The 17,341-nt window shown below is 65.4% G+C and carries 12 protein-coding genes and 2 pseudogenes; 8 read left to right on the forward strand and 6 right to left on the reverse strand.

Going from position 1 to position 17,341, the window contains the following annotated elements; genetic code table 11:
• Positions 1–74: 74 nt before the first annotated feature.
• The 4 genes and pseudogenes from cptA to AYB31_RS00670 form a co-directional block, all read right to left on the reverse strand.
• Positions 75–1,826 (reverse strand): phosphoethanolamine transferase CptA, encoded by a 1,752-nt coding sequence (cptA, locus tag AYB31_RS00660; protein WP_153020612.1) that lies wholly within the window; start codon positions 1,824–1,826, stop codon positions 75–77.
• A gap of 77 nt (positions 1,827–1,903) precedes the next feature.
• Positions 1,904–2,611 carry a methyl-accepting chemotaxis protein gene (locus AYB31_RS22185; protein ID WP_442961782.1) on the reverse strand — a complete coding sequence of 236 codons (708 nt, stop codon included), beginning with the start codon at positions 2,609–2,611 and terminating at the stop codon, positions 1,904–1,906.
• A gap of 153 nt (positions 2,612–2,764) precedes the next feature.
• Positions 2,765–3,964: pseudogene (locus AYB31_RS22190) on the reverse strand (HAMP domain-containing protein); the annotation flags it as partial.
• A 180-nt stretch (positions 3,965–4,144) separates the two neighbouring features.
• Complete coding sequence (locus AYB31_RS00670) at positions 4,145–5,569, reverse strand: aminotransferase-like domain-containing protein (RefSeq protein WP_068824750.1); 1,425 nt, start codon at positions 5,567–5,569, stop codon at positions 4,145–4,147.
• A gap of 97 nt (positions 5,570–5,666) precedes the next feature.
• Here AYB31_RS00670 and AYB31_RS00675 point away from each other — a divergent pair, with 97 nt between their 5' ends.
• The 6 genes and pseudogenes from AYB31_RS00675 (at position 5,667) to AYB31_RS00705 (ending at position 12,816) form a co-directional block, all read left to right on the forward strand.
• Positions 5,667–6,605, forward strand: coding sequence for a DMT family transporter (locus AYB31_RS00675; protein WP_068824752.1), 939 nt, complete (start codon positions 5,667–5,669; stop codon positions 6,603–6,605).
• A gap of 4 nt (positions 6,606–6,609) precedes the next feature.
• Positions 6,610–8,505 (forward strand): annotated as a pseudogene (gene moeB / locus AYB31_RS00685) (molybdopterin-synthase adenylyltransferase MoeB).
• An 8-nt stretch (positions 8,506–8,513) separates the two neighbouring features.
• Positions 8,514–9,428 (forward strand): PLP-dependent cysteine synthase family protein, encoded by a 915-nt coding sequence (locus AYB31_RS00690; RefSeq protein ID WP_068824758.1) that lies wholly within the window; start codon positions 8,514–8,516, stop codon positions 9,426–9,428.
• Between the two features lie 20 nt (positions 9,429–9,448).
• On the forward strand, positions 9,449–10,435 hold the full coding sequence (locus AYB31_RS00695; protein ID WP_068824760.1) for a serine O-acetyltransferase: 987 nt from the start codon (positions 9,449–9,451) through the stop codon (positions 10,433–10,435).
• Positions 10,436–10,438: 3 nt separating this feature from the next.
• Positions 10,439–11,164 (forward strand): alanyl-tRNA editing protein, encoded by a 726-nt coding sequence (locus tag AYB31_RS00700; RefSeq protein ID WP_068824762.1) that lies wholly within the window; start codon positions 10,439–10,441, stop codon positions 11,162–11,164.
• 170 nt (positions 11,165–11,334) lie between these two features.
• Positions 11,335–12,816, forward strand: a complete 1,482-nt coding sequence (locus AYB31_RS00705; protein ID WP_068824764.1) for a M4 family metallopeptidase — start codon at positions 11,335–11,337, stop codon at positions 12,814–12,816.
• A 31-nt stretch (positions 12,817–12,847) separates the two neighbouring features.
• Here AYB31_RS00705 and AYB31_RS00710 read toward each other — a convergent pair whose 3' ends face one another.
• A complete protein-coding gene (locus AYB31_RS00710) occupies positions 12,848–13,747 on the reverse strand; it encodes a LysR family transcriptional regulator (protein WP_068824766.1) in 900 nt (299 codons plus the stop codon).
• 103 nt (positions 13,748–13,850) lie between these two features.
• Here AYB31_RS00710 and AYB31_RS00715 point away from each other — a divergent pair, with 103 nt between their 5' ends.
• Both AYB31_RS00715 and AYB31_RS00720 read left to right on the forward strand, forming a co-directional pair.
• Positions 13,851–14,465, forward strand: a complete 615-nt coding sequence (locus AYB31_RS00715; RefSeq protein ID WP_068824768.1) for a nitroreductase family protein — start codon at positions 13,851–13,853, stop codon at positions 14,463–14,465.
• Positions 14,466–14,474: 9 nt separating this feature from the next.
• Positions 14,475–15,344 carry an EamA family transporter gene (locus tag AYB31_RS00720; RefSeq protein ID WP_068824770.1) on the forward strand — a complete coding sequence of 290 codons (870 nt, stop codon included), beginning with the start codon at positions 14,475–14,477 and terminating at the stop codon, positions 15,342–15,344.
• A gap of 55 nt (positions 15,345–15,399) precedes the next feature.
• Here AYB31_RS00720 and typA read toward each other — a convergent pair whose 3' ends face one another.
• The gene (gene typA, locus AYB31_RS00725; protein ID WP_068824772.1) at positions 15,400–17,217 is read right to left on the reverse strand and encodes a translational GTPase TypA; all 1,818 of its coding nucleotides are present in this window, start codon (positions 17,215–17,217) and stop codon (positions 15,400–15,402) included.
• Positions 17,218–17,341: the final 124 nt, after the last annotated feature.

The following is a 17,341-nucleotide window of genomic DNA, read 5'->3' on the forward strand; positions in this document are numbered from 1 at the left end:
TCGATTGAGGCGCCGCGCGACGGGTTAATCCATTCGCGCGGCGGTCGCTCCAAGGTAGCAGGCGGCTTGTTGCGTTAGAGCGGTCGCTTCACCTCGTCGACGCCCTGTGAGGCGACATCCAGCTGCGCCGCCTTGGGTTTGATCAGACTGAAATCGATCAGGTTCTGCGGTTGCTGTGGATTGCCGATCAGCAGCGGCCGTACCTTGAACTGGGCATTGACCAGGCTCTTGCTGGGGTCGAGCTCGGCGAAGCGCAGCCCGGCCATGTCGGCCCAGGTGTGGATGAAATTGGCGCTGCTGTAGGGGCGCTGACGGGCGAAGCTGTAGTCCTGGCCCTGCCACTTCGGCGCCTGCCAGAGCATGAAGGGAATGGTGTACATCGGACTGGTCGGCGCCGCCTCGTTACGCCCGAGCACCTCGGGCTTGGGCGCATCGAACACCGCCTCGCCATGGTCGGACAGGTACAGCAGAAAGCCGTTGGGGTCGGTGGCAGCGAAGCGCTTGATCAGGCTGGACACCACGAAATCGTTGTACAGCACGGCGTTGTCGTAGCTGTTGTAGGTCGGCAACTGGGCATCGGTAACATGCGCCGGCGCGCCGCTGCGGTCGGTGAAGCGCTCGAACTCCGGCGGATAGCGGTACTGGTAGCTCATGTGGGTGCCGAGCAGGTGCACCACGATGAACTTGCGCGGTGCGCCATCGGCCAACACCTTGGCAAAAGGCTCCAGCACGTCACCGTCGTACTGGCGGGCGTTCTGCTCGCGGTTGTTGTTCAGATAGACCTGCTCGTCGGCCTCCTTGGAGAAGGTGGTGAGCATGGTGTTGCGCTTGGTCATGGTCTGCTGGTTGGTGATCCAGTAGGTGCGATAACCCGCCTGCTTCATCAGCCGGATCAGCGACGGCGTGCGCAGATAGTCATCAGGATGCTGCTGATCGGCGAAGGTCAGCACCTGCTGGAGGGCCTCGATGGTGTAGGGGCGCGGCGTGACCACGTTGTCGAACAGCTGCAGCTGGCTGCGCAGCTTGTCCAGTTCCGGCGTGGTTTCACGGGGGTATCCGTACAGGCTCATGCGCTGGCGGTTGGTCGATTCGCCGATCACCAGCACCAGCGTGGCCGGCTGGCCCGCATGGGCATCCTGCAGCGCGGTCAGCGGGGCGATCTTGCTGGCGCCGTCGAGTAGATCCTGCATGTTGGCCAACTGGCTGCGGTATTGCTGATAACCCACCAGCAGCTGCCAGGGCGTGGCCGGTTCCAGGCGCGCGGTGAAATGCTCGAAGGCCTCATGCAGATCGCCCTGCTTGAGATACTGGCGCAACGCCGGGTAGCCCAGCGAGACCGTGAACAGCACCACACTGGCCAGCACGGCCGCCTGCCGCGGCAGGTACACCGGCCTGATCTTGCGCCACAGCAGCCAGGCCCCCAGGCCATAGGCGAGAAACACCGGCACCATCCACCAGGCAAAGTACTGCGCCAGATACTCGCTGCCTTCGCTGACGTTGGACTCGAAGAGAATGAAGATCACGCTCTGCGAGAACTCCTGGCCGTAGATCAGGAAGTAACCGAACGCCGCCAGCGAACAGAGCCACAATGGCACACCGATGAGCGCAGCCAACAGGCGCGCCCGTGCCGGGAACAGCAGCAGCGGTATCAGCCACAGGCTGCTGAGCAGGAACGCCTGGCGAAAGCCGGTGAAGCCGGCGGTGCCGGTGAACTGGATCAACGCCTGGGTTACGCCGGAGAAATACCAGAAGAACAGGAAGGCCCAGCCCAGGCCGGCCCAGTCGACCCGAACAGCACGTCCGGCGGGAGTTTGCACGGTAGTCATCACGGTTTGCTCGTGGAGGAAACCGCGTCACTGTGCTCGGCTCGCTGTTAAAAAAGTGTCAAACGCCGCAGCGCCCCTCACTCCAGGTGAAAGTGCGCCGTGTTCTGCGCCAGGCTGCGGCTACCGGCGCTGAGGCGATCGGCAACGCCATGCACGGTCTGCGCACCCTGCAGCAGGCTGGCGGCGGCCTGGTCGACCTGCTGGATATTGCCGCTGACTTCCTCGGCGGTCGCCGCCTGCTGCTCAACGGCGGTCGCGATCTGCGCAATCATGTCGCTGACCCGCTGTACGGCGCCGGCGATCTCGCCCAGATGCTCACCCAACTCGGTCACCGCGCCGGCTTCGCTCTCGGCCTGGCTGCAGGCCGTCTGCATCAACTCCACGGACTGCAGCACCACGCGCTGCAGGGCCTCGACCGTGGCGCTGATTTCGCGGGTCGACTCCTGGGTGCGCTGCGACAGCGAGCGCACCTCATCGGCCACCACGGCGAAACCGCGCCCGGCCTCGCCGGCCCGCGCCGCCTCGATGGCGGCGTTGAGCGCCAGCAGGTTGGTCTGTTCGGCGATGCCCTTGATCACATCCACCACCCGGTCGATCTGCTGGGCCTGCTCGCGCAGCTCGCCGAACGCCGCGGCGGTATCGCCCAGGCGTGCGGTGAGCTGGTGCATGCTGGCGGTGGTCTGCTGGCTACGCTGGTTGCTCTGCTCGGCGATATGCCGGGTCTGGGTGGCATCCTGGGCGGCCATCTCGCAGTTCTCCGCCACGCTCTGTGCAGTGGCCGCCATCTGCGTGGCGGCTGCGGCGATCTGGCTGACCTGCTGCTGTTGCTGCTCCACCGCGCCGAGGGCGCGCCGCGCCTCCTCGCTGAGCACCAGCACAGTGTCGCTCAGCTCGGCACTTTCGCGGTTGACGCCCTGCAACGAGCCACGCAGCTGGGCCACGGCATCGTTCAGCGCCGCACCGATCAACGCCAGCTCGTCCTTGCCGTGCACGGTGACATGCCGGCGCAGGTCGCCATCACGCAGCGACTGCGCCAGCGAGGTGATGCGCCAGCTGCTGCCACGAATCGAGGCCTGCAGGCAGGCCAGCGCATAGAGCGCCAGCAGCACCAGCACGCCGAACGCGCCAAGGGTGAAAACCAACGCGCGCAAAGCCTTGCTGCGGTATTGGCTGAGACGCTTGTCGAGCGCCTCCAGGGTCGCGCGCTGCAGCTGCTCGATATGCTGATGGGCGCCATCCATGCCCTGCTCGAACGCCGCGACATCGAGCTTGAGCCCCTCGTCGCCGTACATCTTCTGATCCAGTTGCGCGAGCCAGGCGTCGAGTCCTTCCAGGCTCTGCGCGTAGGCCTGGTTCCAGGCCGACAGCGACTTCGGCAGCTCACCCTGCAGGCGCTCGCCGAGCTTGCCCAACTGCTGGCGCGAGACCCCGGTGGCGCTGCGGATCTCGCGCAACTGCAAACGGCTCTGCAGGCTGAACTGCCCCGCGGCCACCGCACCCTGCCCCACACTGGCCAGCACCCCGAGCTGCTGCTGCAGGCGCGGCGCATCCTGAGTGGCCAGTTGCATCAGCAGATAGGTTTCCAGCCAGGGATCGAGGATCAGGCCGCTCTCGGTCGCAACCTGCTCACGCAACACGTTGAGCTGCTGCAAGGCCAGGGTGAAACGGTCATAGGCATCGGGCCACCAGCCGACGCTGCTCAGGGCCTGGGCACGCAGGCCATCGCGATGCCCGCGCAGGGCCTGCAAACCCGCCAGCACCGGCTTGCCAGCGCCCTCCTCGGTCAAGATCTGCTGCAGCTGATCGAGCGCCTGATCCAGTTCGCCCTCGCGCTGCTGCAGCTGCGCCATGGCCGCCTGGGTCTCATCCGTAGCCTGGCGGCCACGTTCGGTGGATTTCCACCGGGCGGTGAGGTTGCGCTGATTCACCAGGGCTCGTTCGACCCGATCCAGGACCTGTAGCTGAATCACCCCGGAGTGCTCGTTATCCACCACCTCCAGGCGCCCGAGGTAGTTCTCACCGATGGACCAGGCGGCATAACCGAGTGGTAGCAGGAACAGCAGCGCCAGCAACTGGAACTTGCGAGCGAAGCTGAACTTTTCCAGGGCTCCCACCCCAGGCAGCAACAGCGCATTCATCGTCGAACTCCTGAATCGGACGAGACAGCAAAGCGCTTGACCTAGCAAATGCCGAGCCACGCCCTCACTGCCTCCGGACTACCCCTCAATATCGGAAGAGTCACAGACTTCATGAGCTGAACGATAGAAGGCAATGCGCCATCAACGTGCGAAAAAGCGCCAGGCGGCCATCGTTGCGGCTCATTCGTCGTAGGCAGCGATCCCCTGGCGCAGACTGTTGGCCAGGGCCTGAAACCCCTGCAGAAGCAGCTGATCGTCGTGCGCGGCATTGCTGACGCTGGCCCGGACGAACTGGGGTACCGCAGCACGCCCCACGGCGAACGCCTCCGCCGTGGCGATCAGGTAATTCTTCATCTTCAGGTCCGCGGCCACGTCCGAGGCCCGCCAGGGCTCCGGCACTTCGATCCAGAAGTGCGGGCACTGCGCATGGGTCCTGTAGTTCAACCCGTCCAGCAGTGCCTGCACCAATGCCTTGCGGCGGCCGATCTCGACCACCTGCTGCTGCAGCAGGCTCTGCGCCACACCGCTCTCGATCCAGTTGCTCGCCAACTCCATCGCCAGCGGCGTGGCCATCCAGCAGGAGGCACGCAAGGCAGCGGCGATGCGACCGAGCAACGGCGTCGGCGCGTGCAGATAGCCGACGCGCAGCCCGGCCGCCACCGCCTTGCTCAGGCTGCCGATCAACACCGTACGCTCCGGCGCATAGTGGCTCAGGGGCGGTGGCCGATCCGCCACCAGCACGGCATGCGCCTCGTCCTCGATGATCAGCAGGTTGTGTTCCCGACAGACGCCGACCAGCGCTTCGCGGCGCTGTGCGGAGAGCACGCCGGTGGTCGGATTCTGCAAGGTCGGCGTGCAGTAGATGGCACTGACCCGGTTGTGCCGGCAGAGCTCGTCGAGCGAGGCCGGAATCAGTCCCTCGGCATCCATCGCCGCCCCGAGCAGCTTGATGCCCAGCATGCGTGCTGCGGTGATCAGCCCGGGGTAGGTCAGCTGCTCGGTGACCAGGGTATCGCCAGCGCGCAGCAGGGCCATCAGGGTGCAGAGCAGACCGTGCTGACCACCGTTGACGCACAGAATCTGCTCGGCCTGGGGGCGAAAGTCGCCGTGGGCGAGCCAGCGCGCGCCCGCCTGGCGATAGCGCGGCAGGCCGCAGTCGGGCGTATACAGCGCGACCTCGGCGAGGGTCCGCGGGTCCCTGGCGAGTGCTTGCAGGCTCTGCGCCAGCAGGTTGGTTTCCGCACCGGGGATGTGCATGTTGCGGCTCATGTCGTACTGCTCTGGCCGCTCCTCGATAAAGTTGCTGAAGCCGGCATCGCGTTTGCGCTCCAGGTCGCGCTGCCGAACGAAGGTACCGTCCCCCACGCGCGCCACCACCAACCCCAGGCGCTCCAGCTCGGCATAGGCCCGGCTGACGGTGCCGATGGTCACACCGAGGCGGTCAGCCAGACTACGGTGCGGCGGCAGCTTGGCCCCGGCCTCGATACTGCCTTCCTGAATCCTGACCTGCATCGCCTCGGCCAGCCGCTTGTACTTGGCGCCCTGCCCGACACGAAGTGCCTCGCAAAGAATTGACACCGTGTCAATAATTGGTTTGACAGCCATTTTCCGTCCAAATAGCCTGATTGACCAGTATCAATCGCAATTGATTCCTGGATATTAGGGTTCAATTTTGTGATCACGAAGGATTGTCATCATGCCAATGTCTGCCGCAATTGCAAACACCGAGAAACCCACCAAGCAGTGGCTGGCCGCACTGCTCACCAGCCTGCTGTTCCTGATCGTCTGCCTGAGCTGGGGCACCACCTGGCTCGGCATCAAGATCGCCGTGGAAACCGTGCCGCCGCTGACCGCTTCCGGCCTGCGCTTTCTGATCGCCTTCCCGCTGTTCCTCTGCTTCGCCCTGATCCGTGGCGACTCGATTTTCTTCCCGCGCGGCAGCCTGGGCTTCTTCGTCTTCGTCACCCTGTGCTACTTCAGCCTGCCCTACTACCTGCTCAACTACGGCGAGACCCACGTGTCTTCCGGCCTCACCGCCCTGCTGTTCAGCTGCATGCCGGTATTCATCCTGATCTTCTCCGCCCTGTTCCTGCGTGAGCGCATCTACCTGTCACAGGTGACGGGCATCGCCATCGGCTTCGGCAGCCTGTACATGATCCTGCGCAGCCAGGGCCTGAGCCTGGCGCATGACGAGTTTGCCGGGGTGCTGGCGATCCTCGCCGCGGCGGTGATGCACGCGCTGTGCTACGTGATGACCAAACAAAAAGGGGCCGAGATCAGCGTCATCACCTACAACACCCTGCCCATCGGACTGGCCGGGCTGATGCTGTTCCTGGTCGGGCTGGGGGCGGAGCAGCCGGACTTCGTCAGCTTCAGCACGCGCTCCTGGTGGGCCTTGACCTACCTTGGCCTGTGCGCGTCGGTCGGCGGCTTCATCGTCTACTTCTTCCTGCTCAAGCGCCTGAGCCCGGTGATTCTGTCCTTCGTCTTCATCATCTTCCCGGTGTTCGCCGTGATCGTCGGCTCCTGGTACGAAGGGCAGCCGATTTCCCGCGACCTGGCGCTCTATTCCGCCCTGCTGCTGGCCGGCTTTGCCATCACCAAGGTGCCAATGGAAAAGCTCCTGGCGAAGAAGGCCTGAGCCCATGAGCGACACAGACATCCTCGACCAGCAGACCCTGCAGATCATTTACCGCCATGCGGCGCAGGCCTACCCCGAGGAATGCTGCGGCTTCGTCTTCGCCGACGCCCGCGTGCATTGCGGCGAGAACATCCAGAACCAGCTCCATCAGCGCGAGCCCGAGGTCTACCGGCGCAGCGCCGCCAATGGTTACACCTTCGCGGTGGCCGACACGCTGCTGCTCAATCGCAGCCTGCGCAGCGACAACCCGGTGCAGGTGATCTACCACTCGCACCCGGATGTCGGCGCGTACTTCAGCCGCGAGGACGAGGACAAGGCCCTGTTCATGGGCCAGCCCATTCACCCCGTGGCCTACCTGGTGGTGGACGTGCGTGCCGGGACGGCAATGGGCGCGAAGCTGTTCGAATGGAGTGGAGAAGGATTCGTCTGCAGCCGGGAGTTTCCCGGCGCCCTGTAATGGCCTACCGCTAAAAGGAGTTTGGTTATGAGAGTGGTGATAGTCCCGGAAGTGTTGAGCCGCGTCGCCAGGCTGCCCGCCACGCGACTCGAGGGCTCTGGGGACACGGTTCGGGAGCTGGTGGAAGACGTCTGCGCCCGCTATGCGGGGCTGCGCGAGCACCTGTTCTACGCCAACGACCAGTTCAAGGAACACTTCCTGCTCACCGCCGGCGGCGAGCTGGTCGAGGCCGAAAGTCCGCTACCGGCCAATGCCGAGCTGGACATCCTGCTGGCCACATCGGGCGGCCTGGACTGCGACGAACTGAGCAATGACGAAGTGCGTCGCTATGTACGTCATATCACCCTGCCCGATGTCGGGCGCCAGGGCCAACTGCGCCTGAAGAAAGCCCGTGTACTGATCATCGGCACCGGTGGCCTGGGTTCACCGGCAAGCCTCTATCTGGCCGCCGCCGGCGTCGGCACCCTGGGCCTGGTGGACTTCGACCGGGTCGAGAGCAGCAACCTGCAGCGTCAGGTGGTGCATGGCACGTCCACCCTCGGCCAAGCCAAGGTGGAGTCGGCGCGGCGCCGTCTGCAGGACCTCAACCCGGATATCCACATCGACGCCCACGACTGCGCGCTGACCCCGGACAATGCCCTGCAACTGGTGGAGGCCTATGACCTGGTGGTCGATGGCACCGACAATTTCGCCAGCCGCTACCTGCTCAACGATGCCTGCGTGCTGCTCAAGCGCCCGCTGGTCTATGGCGCCCTGCACCGTTTCGACGGGCAGATGAGTCTGTTCAACCATCTGGACGGCCCCTGCTACCGCTGCCTCTATCCGCAGAGCCCGCCCATGGAGCTGGCGCCCAACTGCAACGCAGGCGGGGTGATCGGCGTACTGCCGGGGGTGGTCGGGATGATCCAGGCCACCGAGGCGATCAAATTGATACTCGGCATCGGCGAGCCCCTGGTCGGCCGGCTCCTGCGCTTCGACGCCCTGGCGATGCGTTTCTCCGAGATCCGCTTCCAGCGCCGCCCCAATTGCCCCACCTGCTCGCCCTCGCGCAGCGACCGTGCGCTGCAAGCCATCGCCGCGACACAGTGCTCCAGCGCTTCGCCAGCCGCCGATGCGCTGGCGGCAAGCCTCTACATAACCCCCCTCGAACTGCAGCACGATCTCGCTCTGGGCAAGGAACTGCAGCTGCTCGATGTGCGCGAACCCAACGAACTGGAAGTCTGCCGTCTGGCCGGGTCGGTGAACCTGCCACTGGGTGAGCTCGACGCACGCCTGGCCGAGCTGGACCCGACCCGTCCGCTGTGCCTGATCTGTTACGGCGGACCGCGCGCCGAACGTGCCGCCCGGGTCCTGCTGGACGCGGGCTTCGCTCAACTGCAGGTATTGCAGGGCGGCCTCAAGGCCTGGGCTCGCGCCATCGACCCCGACATGCCGCTGTACTGAGGCCCAGGATGATTCACGACTCCCTGCTAAATGCCATCGGCAACACCCCGGTGGTACGTCTGGCCGCCTTCAGCGCCGAAACCGGGCTGGAGGTCTACGCCAAGCTCGAATCACTCAACCCGGGTGGCAGCCACAAGGCGCGCATCGCCCTGGCCATGGTGCGCGACGCCGAAGCCAGGGGCATCCTGGTGCCCGGCAGCGGCCAGACCATCATCGAGCCCAGCGGCGGCAATACCGGTATCGGCCTGGCCATCGCCGGCAACATCCTCGGCTATCGCGTAGTCCTGGTGATTCCCGACAACTACAGCCCGGAGAAGCAGAAGCTGCTGCGTCTGTACGGTGCCGAAGTGGTGCTGTCCGATAGCCGGCGCGGCAACAACTCGCATGGCGAGCTGGCCATGGAGCTGCAACTGGAAAACCCCGGCTACGTGATGCTCAACCAGCAACGCAACCCGGCCAACCCGGAGGTCCACCGGCGCAACACCGCCCAGGAAATCCTCCGCGACTTCGCCGACCATCCGCTCGACTGCCTGGTGGCCGGCATCGGCACCGGTGGCCATGTCACCGGCCTCGGCGAAACGCTCAAGGCGCACTGGCCGGCACTGCGCGTATACGGCGTGGAACCGGAGCAATGCGACCTGCTCGGCAATCGCCACGCACCACACGAGATACAGGGTCTATCCATCGGCCTGGTGCCGGCGATCCTCAACCTCGACGTACTCGACGGCATGCTCAAGGTCAGCAAGCAGGCCTGCCTGGAACGGGTGCGCCAGACCATGCGCAGCGACGGCGTCAGCCTTGGCCTGTCCTCGGCCGCCAACCTGGTGGCCATTACTCAGCTGGCGGGCGAGCTGCGACCAGGCACACGCCTGCTGACGCTGGTCTACGACAGCGTCGACAGCTACCTGGCGCATTTCGCCTGAGCCCCGTGGAGAACGACAGGATGCGTGGATATCTCGACCGGCTGCGACTCTACGATGGCTTGCTGGACCATCTGGTGCACACCCTCAGCCCCGAAGCCATGGGCCATCTGCTACCGCACCTGGACGGCATCATGGACTGCGCCGTCGAACAGATCACCGAGGATCTGCAAGCCTATGCCGAACGCGACCCCGCGTCCTGCGGGCGCAGCGAACTGATCTTCAGCACCTACGCCTCGTTCAAGGCCGTGCTGTTCCACCGTGTGGCGCATCAGGTCTGGCTGTGCGGCGGGCTGACCGACCGTGAATTCATTGCCCACCGCCTGGCCAACGCCGGCAAGCTGCAGTCGGGCGTCGAGATCCATCCGGCGGCGAGCATCGGCAAGCGCTTCGTGCTGGATCACGGCTTCGGCACGGTGATCGGCGAAACCTGCCGGATCGGCGACGACTGCTACCTGCTCAGCGGTGTCACGCTTGGCGCCGCCGGCATTGCCGACAATCCCGGGGGCAAACGCCACCCGCAGCTGGGCAATGGCGTCGAAGTCGGTGCCGGCGCGCGCATTCTCGGCGCGGTGCAGATCGGCGACAACGTCTTCATCAGCCCGGCCTGCGTCATCACCCGCGACGTACCGGCCAACACGCGCGTCAGCGTCGTCAATCAACTGCAGATGCAACGCAGCAGCTCTGCCTGCAGTCGCGGCTTTCTCGCGGCCTTCGCTCTCGGTGAGCGCCTGCATCTGGTGGGTGAACTGCCGGAGGCGGACGAGCTGTGCGTGCTCGACGCCGAGCATCAGCGTCTCGGCAACCTCAGCCTGGAGTGCACAGTGCGCGAACGCCACCACCGCCAATATCGCCTGCGCAACCTCGACGCCGTGAGCCCTGCGCCACTCTACCCCCTGCACCTGAGCGTCGCCGACACGACGCTGAACATGACCCTGCTGGACCCACCCGGCCTGAGCAGCCTGGTCCGCGCAGTGCTGAAACCTCACCTGCTCAGCATAGGAGGCTGACCCATGTCGGCGTTGACCCTGCAAACCCATGCCCTGTTCGATGAAGCCCCCTACCAGCACACGTTCACCACCCGCGTGGTGGCGGTCAGTGAACAGGGCGTGGCGCTGGAGCAAACCCTGTTCTACCCCAACGGCGGCGGCCAGCCCGGCGACCAGGGGCACCTCCTGCTGCCGGACGGCTCGGCCGTCGCCGTACTCGACACCCAGCGCGACCCGCTGCTGCGCTCGATCATCTGGCACCAGCTGGAAGAAACCCCGCCGGCCCTGCAGGCCGGCATCGAACTGCAGGGCTGCCTGGACTGGCAGCGCCGCTATCAACACATGCGCATGCACACTTGCCTGCACCTGCTGTGCTCGATCATCGACGCGCCGGTAACCGGCTGCAGCATCGGCATCGACAAGGGCCGCCTGGACTTCGACCTGCCGGAGTCGACCCTCGACAAGGAACACATCACGCGGAGCCTGAAGGAGCTGGTCGACGCGGAGCTGGACGTTCGCACCCACGAACTGCCGGTCAGCGAATACAGCCGCATGCTTGACCTCTGCCGCACCCGCATACCCGCGCCGATCACCCAGGGTCTGGTACGGGTGATCGACATCCCCGGCGTGGACATGCAGCCCTGTGGCGGCACGCACGTGGGCAACACCCGCGAAGTGGGAGCGGTGATCTGCGACAAGATCGAGAAGAAGAGCCGCCACAACCGCCGCGTCACGTTGCGCTTCGCCTAGCCCCACCCGCGCGCGGCAGCCACAGGCGGCTGTGCGCCCGCCGGCTTTCCCTTTTTCATCGCCAATGGCATGGCTACCCGCTTTCCGGCGGCGATGAGCCCTCCGCGCCGCCCACAAGGCGGCCGGAACCCAACCCTGCGGAGTACCGCTCCGCCCCCAAGGAGAAAACCATGCATAGGAAGTTGATCCAGCACCCCCTGTTCCTGGCCGCCCTGGCCACCCCGCTCAGCAGCTTCGCGGCGCAACTGGTCGATGTCGCCAGCCTGCCGAGCGCCCGTTCGGGCATCGCTGCCAGCGACATTCACACCGAACTCGGCCTGAGCCGGGATGAGCTCGACGCCGACACCAGCGCCCGCCTGCCCGGCGGTGCCCGCGTGACTCGCTACCAGCAGTACTACAAGGGCGTACGCGTATGGGGCGAGGCCATCACCGAGACCCAGGGCGTGCGCGCCAATCGCAGCGGACGCATGCTGGTCGGCATCGAACAGGACCTGGCGCGCGACGTCACCCCTAACCTCAGCGCCGACCAGGCCCTGCAGCAGGCCCGCCACCTGGCGGACAGCGCCGAGCCTCTGGGTAATGAACAGGCCGAGCTGGTGGTGCGGATGAACGAGCAGGGGCAGACCCAGCTGGCCTATGTGGTGTCCTTCTTCATCGCCGGGCCCACACCTTCGCGCCCACACTTCATGATCGAGGCCAACACGGGTGAACTGTTGCAGCGCTGGGAGGGGCTGGCCCACGCCAATGCCACAGGCCCGGGGGGCAACAGCAAGACCGGCCAGTACTTCTATGGCACGCAATATGGCCCGCTGAGCGTCAACAGCCGCTGCCAGATGAACAGCGGCGACGTGATCACCGTCGACCTCGCCAACCGCTACGACAACAGCAGCACAGTGCCCTTCCGCTTCGCCTGCCCATACAACGACTACAAGCAGGTCAATGGTGCCTTCTCGCCACTGAACGACGCGCATTACTTCGGCAACGTGGTGTTCCAGATGTACGGCAACTGGTTCGGCGGCCTGCGCCCCCTCAACGAGCGCAAGCTGTACATGAAAGTGCACTATGGCAACGGTTACGAGAATGCCTTCTGGGACGGTCAGGCCATGACCTTTGGCGATGGCCGCAACCGTTTCTTTCCGCTGGTATCACTGGACGTCTCGGCCCACGAGGTCAGCCATGGCTTCACCGAGCTCAACTCGGGCCTGGTCTACGACGGGCAATCCGGCGGCATCAACGAAGCCTTCTCGGACATGGCCGGAGAGGCTGCCGAGTTCTACATGAAAGGCCGCAACGACTGGCAGGTCGGCGCCGATATCTTCAAGGGCGACGCGGCCCTGCGCTACATGGACAGCCCCAGCCGCGACGGCGCCTCGATCGAACACGCCAGCCAGTACCACGACGGCATCGACGTGCACCTCTCCAGTGGCGTGTACAACCGCGCGTTCTACCTGCTGGCCAATTCGGTCGGCTGGAACACGCGCAAGGCCTTTGAAGTGTTCGTCGACGCCAACCGCTTCTACTGGACCGAAACCAGCGACTTCGATCGGGGCGCCTGTGGCGTGGCCCAGTCGGCGCGAAACCGCAGCTACAGCAGCGCCGATGTGGTCGCCGCGTTCGCCGCGGTCGGCGTACGCTGCCCCACCCGGCTCTAGGGCAAGCCCGGCAGGCTCCGCACCACGGGGCCTAGCCGACGCAATCGCCCCCCAATTCCTGCAACAGGAAGTCCACGAAGGCGCGCACCTTGGCCTGCAGATGTCGGCGCGAAGGGTAGATGGCATAGATCTGGGTCTGCACCATCTGCCAGTCGCCCAGCACCGCCTGCAGCGTACCCCGGGCCAGGTCTTCGCGCACATACAGCTCCGGCACCAGGCTGATGCCATGCCCACCCCGCAACGCAGCACATAGCGCCAGGCTGGAGTTGACCCGGTAGCGCCCACGCACCGGCACCCGGCGCGTCTCGCCGCCGCGCTGGAAGCTCCATTCCGCGGCATGCCCGGACAAGGTGAAGCTCACGCACTCATGCCGGCGCAACTCCTCCGGATCGGCGGGCACGCCATTGCGCTGGAAGTACGCGGGAGCGCCACACAGCACATGATCGAAGGTCATCAGGTGGCGCGCGACCAGACTGGAGTCCTCCAGGCGATCGCTGCCACGCAGCGCCAGATCGAAGCCCTCCTTGACCAGATCGACGCGGCGGTCGTCCAGCTGCAAGTCCAGGGACAACTCCGGATAGCGCTCCAGAAAACGCGGCACCAGTTCGGCCAGGCGAACCAGGGTGAACGACATCGGCGCACTGACCCGCAGCGTGCCACTGGGCTGCTCCTGCAATGGCCCCAGAGAACTGTCGGCATCCTGCAAGTCATCAAGCACCCGCACGATCTGTTCGTAGTAGCGACTACCGGCCTCGGTCAGGCTCAAGCGCCGCGTGGTGCGGTTGAGCAGGCGCGCCGCCAGATGAGCCTCCAGCTCGTTGATGTTCTTGCTCACGGCGGCCGGTGACAGGCCCAGATGCCGGGCGGCGGCGGCGAAACTGTCGAGTTCGACCACCTGGCGGAAAACATTGAGGGCGGTAAAGCGATCCATGCATTAGTCACTCGGAGTAAATAGACCATGCATCCTAACGCCAATTATCTATTCATCGGTGACGAATTAACCTGTCAGCAACCTACATCGACAGGAATCCCCCATGCATCCGCTACTCGAAGCCATCGCCCAACGCAGCTCCCTCAACCACTTCGACGCCGAAGCACGACTGGATGACGCCGACATCCGCGAGCTGATCGGCTGGGCCAGCCGCGCGCCCAGCGCCTTCAACCTGCAGAACTGGCGCTTCATTGCCGTGCGCAGCGAGAGCGGCAAGCAGCGCCTGCGCCAACTGGCCTGGGATCAGCCCAAGGTCAGCGAGGCGGCCGTGACCTTCATCCTCTGTGGCGTGCTGCCCGACACCGCACAGTTGCCGGCCCGCCTGCAATCCTCGGTGAACGCCGGCTTCATGCCCGCCGCCATGCCCCACACCTGGCAACAGGCGGCCGAGCAGCTGTACAGCGACTCGCCGCTGGCCCGTCGTGACGAAGCCGTGCGCAGTGCCACTCTGGCAGCCGCCACGCTGATGCAGGCCGGCCAGGCCCTGGGCCTGGGCGCCTGCCCGATGACCGGCTTCGACACCGAGGCTGTCGCCAGCAGCTTCGGCCTCGGCGCCGACGAGATTCCGGTCATGCTGGTCGCCATGGGCCGCGCGCGCGCCGGCAACTGGCCGCAGAAACCGCGCCGGCCACTGGAACAGATCCTCGAACTCGCCTGAGGCACCGCCATGAGCCGACATACCGACCTGCTCCTCACTGCCCTGGCCCCGACCATCTGGGGCAGCACCTATGTGGTCACCACGCTGCTGCTGCCGCCCGACTACCCGCTGACCATGGCCCTGTTGCGCGCACTGCCGGCGGGCCTGCTTCTGCTTCTGCTGGTTCGCCAGTTGCCCCAAGGCCATTGGTGGGGGCGCGTGTTCCTGCTCGGCGCCCTCAATTTCTCGCTGTTCTGGAGCCTGCTGTTCGTCGCCGCCTACCGCCTGCCGGGGGGCGTCGCCGCCACCCTGGGCGCACTGCAGCCGCTGCTGGTGATCCTCCTGGCGCGCCTGAGTCTGGGCACCCCGATCCGCGCCCTGGCCATCGTTGGCGCCCTGGGCGGCATCTTCGGCGTCGCCCTGCTGGTGCTCACGCCGCAAGCGACACTCGACCCACTCGGCGTCGCCGCCGGCCTTGGCGGCGCCCTGTCCATGGCGCTGGGCACCGTGCTCAGTCGGCGCTGGCAACCGCCGACCTCCACGCTGACCTTCACCGCCTGGCAGCTGGTGGCCGGAGGCGTGCTGTTGATCCCCCTGGTTATGCTGCTGGAGCCGGTGCCGCCGAGCCTGTCGTTGCCCAACCTGGCCGGCATCGCCTACCTGAGCCTGATCGGCGCCGCCTTCACCTACCTGCTGTGGTTCCGCGGCATCGCCCGGCTGGAGCCGGCAACCGTCTCTTCGCTGGGCTTCCTCAGCCCGCTCAGCGCCGCGCTGCTCGGCTGGGTGCTGTTGCAACAGAGCCTGAGCCCGCTACAGCTGGTGGGTATGGGCCTGGTGCTGGGCAGCGTCTGGCTCGGCCAGCACCGCCCCACTGCCCACCCCGGCCTGTTGCGAACCTGACGAAAAAGCCCCCGGGGATCACTCCACCGGGGGCTTTTCATTCACTGCGCGAGGCTTAGACCTTGCTGCGCTCGTACCGCTTGCGGTCGTTCTCGTTGAGCAGCTTCTTGCGCAGGCGAATCGACTTCGGCGTCACTTCCACCAGCTCGTCTTCGGCGATGAATTCCAGCGCCTGCTCGAGGGTGAACTTGATCGGCGGCACCAGGGCGATGACCTCGTCCTTGCCGGAAGCGCGCATGTTGTCGAGCTTCTTGCCCTTGGTCGGGTTGATCACCAGGTCGTTGTCGCGGCTGTTGATGCCGGCCAGCTGGCCTTCGTAGATCTCGTCGCCCGGAGCCAGGAACAGCTTGCCGCGGCTCTGCAGGGTTTCCAGCGAGTAGGTCAGCGCGGTGCCGGTGGCCATGGAGACCAGTACGCCGTTCTGGCGGTTGGTCACTTCGCCGGCCTTGACCGGGCCGTAGTGGCTGAAGGTCGAGGTCAGGATGCCGCTGCCCGAGGTCAGGGTCAGGAAGTTGTTACGGAAGCCGATCAGGCCACGCGCCGGAATGGTGTACTCCAGGCGTACACGGCCCTTGCCGTCGGGGATCATGTTGGTCAGATCGCCCTTGCGCAGGCCCATCTGTTCCATCACCGAGCCCTGATGCTGCTCTTCGATGTCGATGGTGACGTTCTCGTAAGGCTCCTGCTTCTCGCCGTCCTTCTCGATGATCACCACTTCCGGACGGCCCACGGCCATCTCGAAGCCTTCGCGGCGCATGGTTTCGATCAGAACCGACAGGTGCAGCTCACCACGACCGGAAACCTTGAACTTCTCGGCGGAGTCGCCGGCTTCGACGCGCAGCGCTACGTTGTGCAGCAGCTCCTTGTCCAGACGGTCCTTGATGTTGCGGCTGGTGACGAACTTGCCTTCTTTACCGGCGAACGGCGAGTCGTTGACCTGGAAGGTCATGCTCACGGTCGGCTGATCGACGGTCAGCGGTGGGCGCGCCTCGACGTTCTGCGGGTCGCACAGGGTGTCGGAGATGAACAGCTCGTCCATGCCCGATACGCAGACGATGTCGCCGGCTTCGGCCTCGGACACTTCCACGCGCTGCAGGCCGGAGTGGCCCATGATCTTGAGGATACGACCGTTGCGCTTGGTGCCGTCGTCGCTGATGGCCACGACCGGGGTGTTGGCCTTGATGCGGCCACGGGCGATGCGGCCGATGCCGATCACGCCGAGGAAGCTGTTGTAGTCCAGCTGGGAGATCTGCATCTGGAACGGACCGTCGACGTCGACTTTCGGCGCCGGTACATGGTCGATGATGGCCTGGAACAGGGCATCCATGTTGTCGTCCATGTTCTCGTGGTCCAGGCCGGCGATGCCGTTCAGGGCACTGGCGTAGACGATCGGGAAGTCGAGCTGCTCGTCGGTGGCACCGAGGTTGTCGAACAGGTCGAAGATCTGGTCGATGACCCAGTCAGGGCGCGCGCCCGGACGGTCGATCTTGTTCACCACCACGATCGGACGCAGACCGGCCTTGAACGCCTTCTGGGTCACGAAACGGGTCTGCGGCATCGGGCCGTCCTGGGCGTCGACCACCAGCAGCACGGAGTCGACCATCGACATCACGCGCTCCACTTCACCGCCGAAGTCGGCGTGTCCGGGGGTGTCGACGATGTTGATGCTGTAGTCGCCCCACTTCAGTGCGGTGTTCTTGGCCAGGATGGTGATGCCACGCTCTTTTTCCTGGTCGTTGGAGTCCATCACGCGCTCGTTTTCCGCTTCTTTGCGGTCGAGGGTGCCGGACAGGCGCAGGAGTTTGTCGACGAGGGTGGTTTTGCCATGGTCGACGTGGGCGATGATGGCGATGTTGCGCAGATTTTCGATCACGATGTCGTCTCGATTGATGATTCTGAAAGCGTTGGCGGCGCAGTCTACTCCGCCTTGATGAATACGGGGTTAAGCCACGACCCGATCCGGAGGGCGCCTGCGGCGCACTTCGGCCAGCAGCCGG

It is taken from the genome of Pseudomonas sp. BMS12 (assembly GCF_001592875.1).
In the GTDB taxonomy this organism is placed as follows: Bacteria; Pseudomonadota; Gammaproteobacteria; order Pseudomonadales; family Pseudomonadaceae; genus Aquipseudomonas.

Excerpts from the sequence above, each read along its gene's own strand:
- AYB31_RS00670 (WP_068824750.1), bottom strand. The coding sequence starts at position 5,569 with ATGGCTGTCAAACCAATTATTGACACGGTGTCAATTCTTTGCGAGGCA.
- cptA (WP_153020612.1), bottom strand. The coding sequence starts at position 1,826 with ATGACTACCGTGCAAACTCCCGCCGGACGTGCTGTTCGGGTCGACTGG.
- AYB31_RS22185 (WP_442961782.1), bottom strand. The coding sequence starts at position 2,611 with ATGGCGGCCACTGCACAGAGCGTGGCGGAGAACTGCGAGATGGCCGCC.
- AYB31_RS00675 (WP_068824752.1), top strand. The coding sequence starts at position 5,667 with ATGTCTGCCGCAATTGCAAACACCGAGAAACCCACCAAGCAGTGGCTG.
- AYB31_RS00695 (WP_068824760.1), top strand. The coding sequence starts at position 9,449 with ATGCGTGGATATCTCGACCGGCTGCGACTCTACGATGGCTTGCTGGAC.
- AYB31_RS00710 (WP_068824766.1), bottom strand. The coding sequence starts at position 13,747 with ATGGATCGCTTTACCGCCCTCAATGTTTTCCGCCAGGTGGTCGAACTC.
- AYB31_RS00715 (WP_068824768.1), top strand. The coding sequence starts at position 13,851 with ATGCATCCGCTACTCGAAGCCATCGCCCAACGCAGCTCCCTCAACCAC.
- AYB31_RS00705 (WP_068824764.1), top strand. The coding sequence starts at position 11,335 with ATGCATAGGAAGTTGATCCAGCACCCCCTGTTCCTGGCCGCCCTGGCC.
- AYB31_RS00720 (WP_068824770.1), top strand. The coding sequence starts at position 14,475 with ATGAGCCGACATACCGACCTGCTCCTCACTGCCCTGGCCCCGACCATC.
- AYB31_RS00700 (WP_068824762.1), top strand. The coding sequence starts at position 10,439 with ATGTCGGCGTTGACCCTGCAAACCCATGCCCTGTTCGATGAAGCCCCC.
- AYB31_RS00690 (WP_068824758.1), top strand. The coding sequence starts at position 8,514 with ATGATTCACGACTCCCTGCTAAATGCCATCGGCAACACCCCGGTGGTA.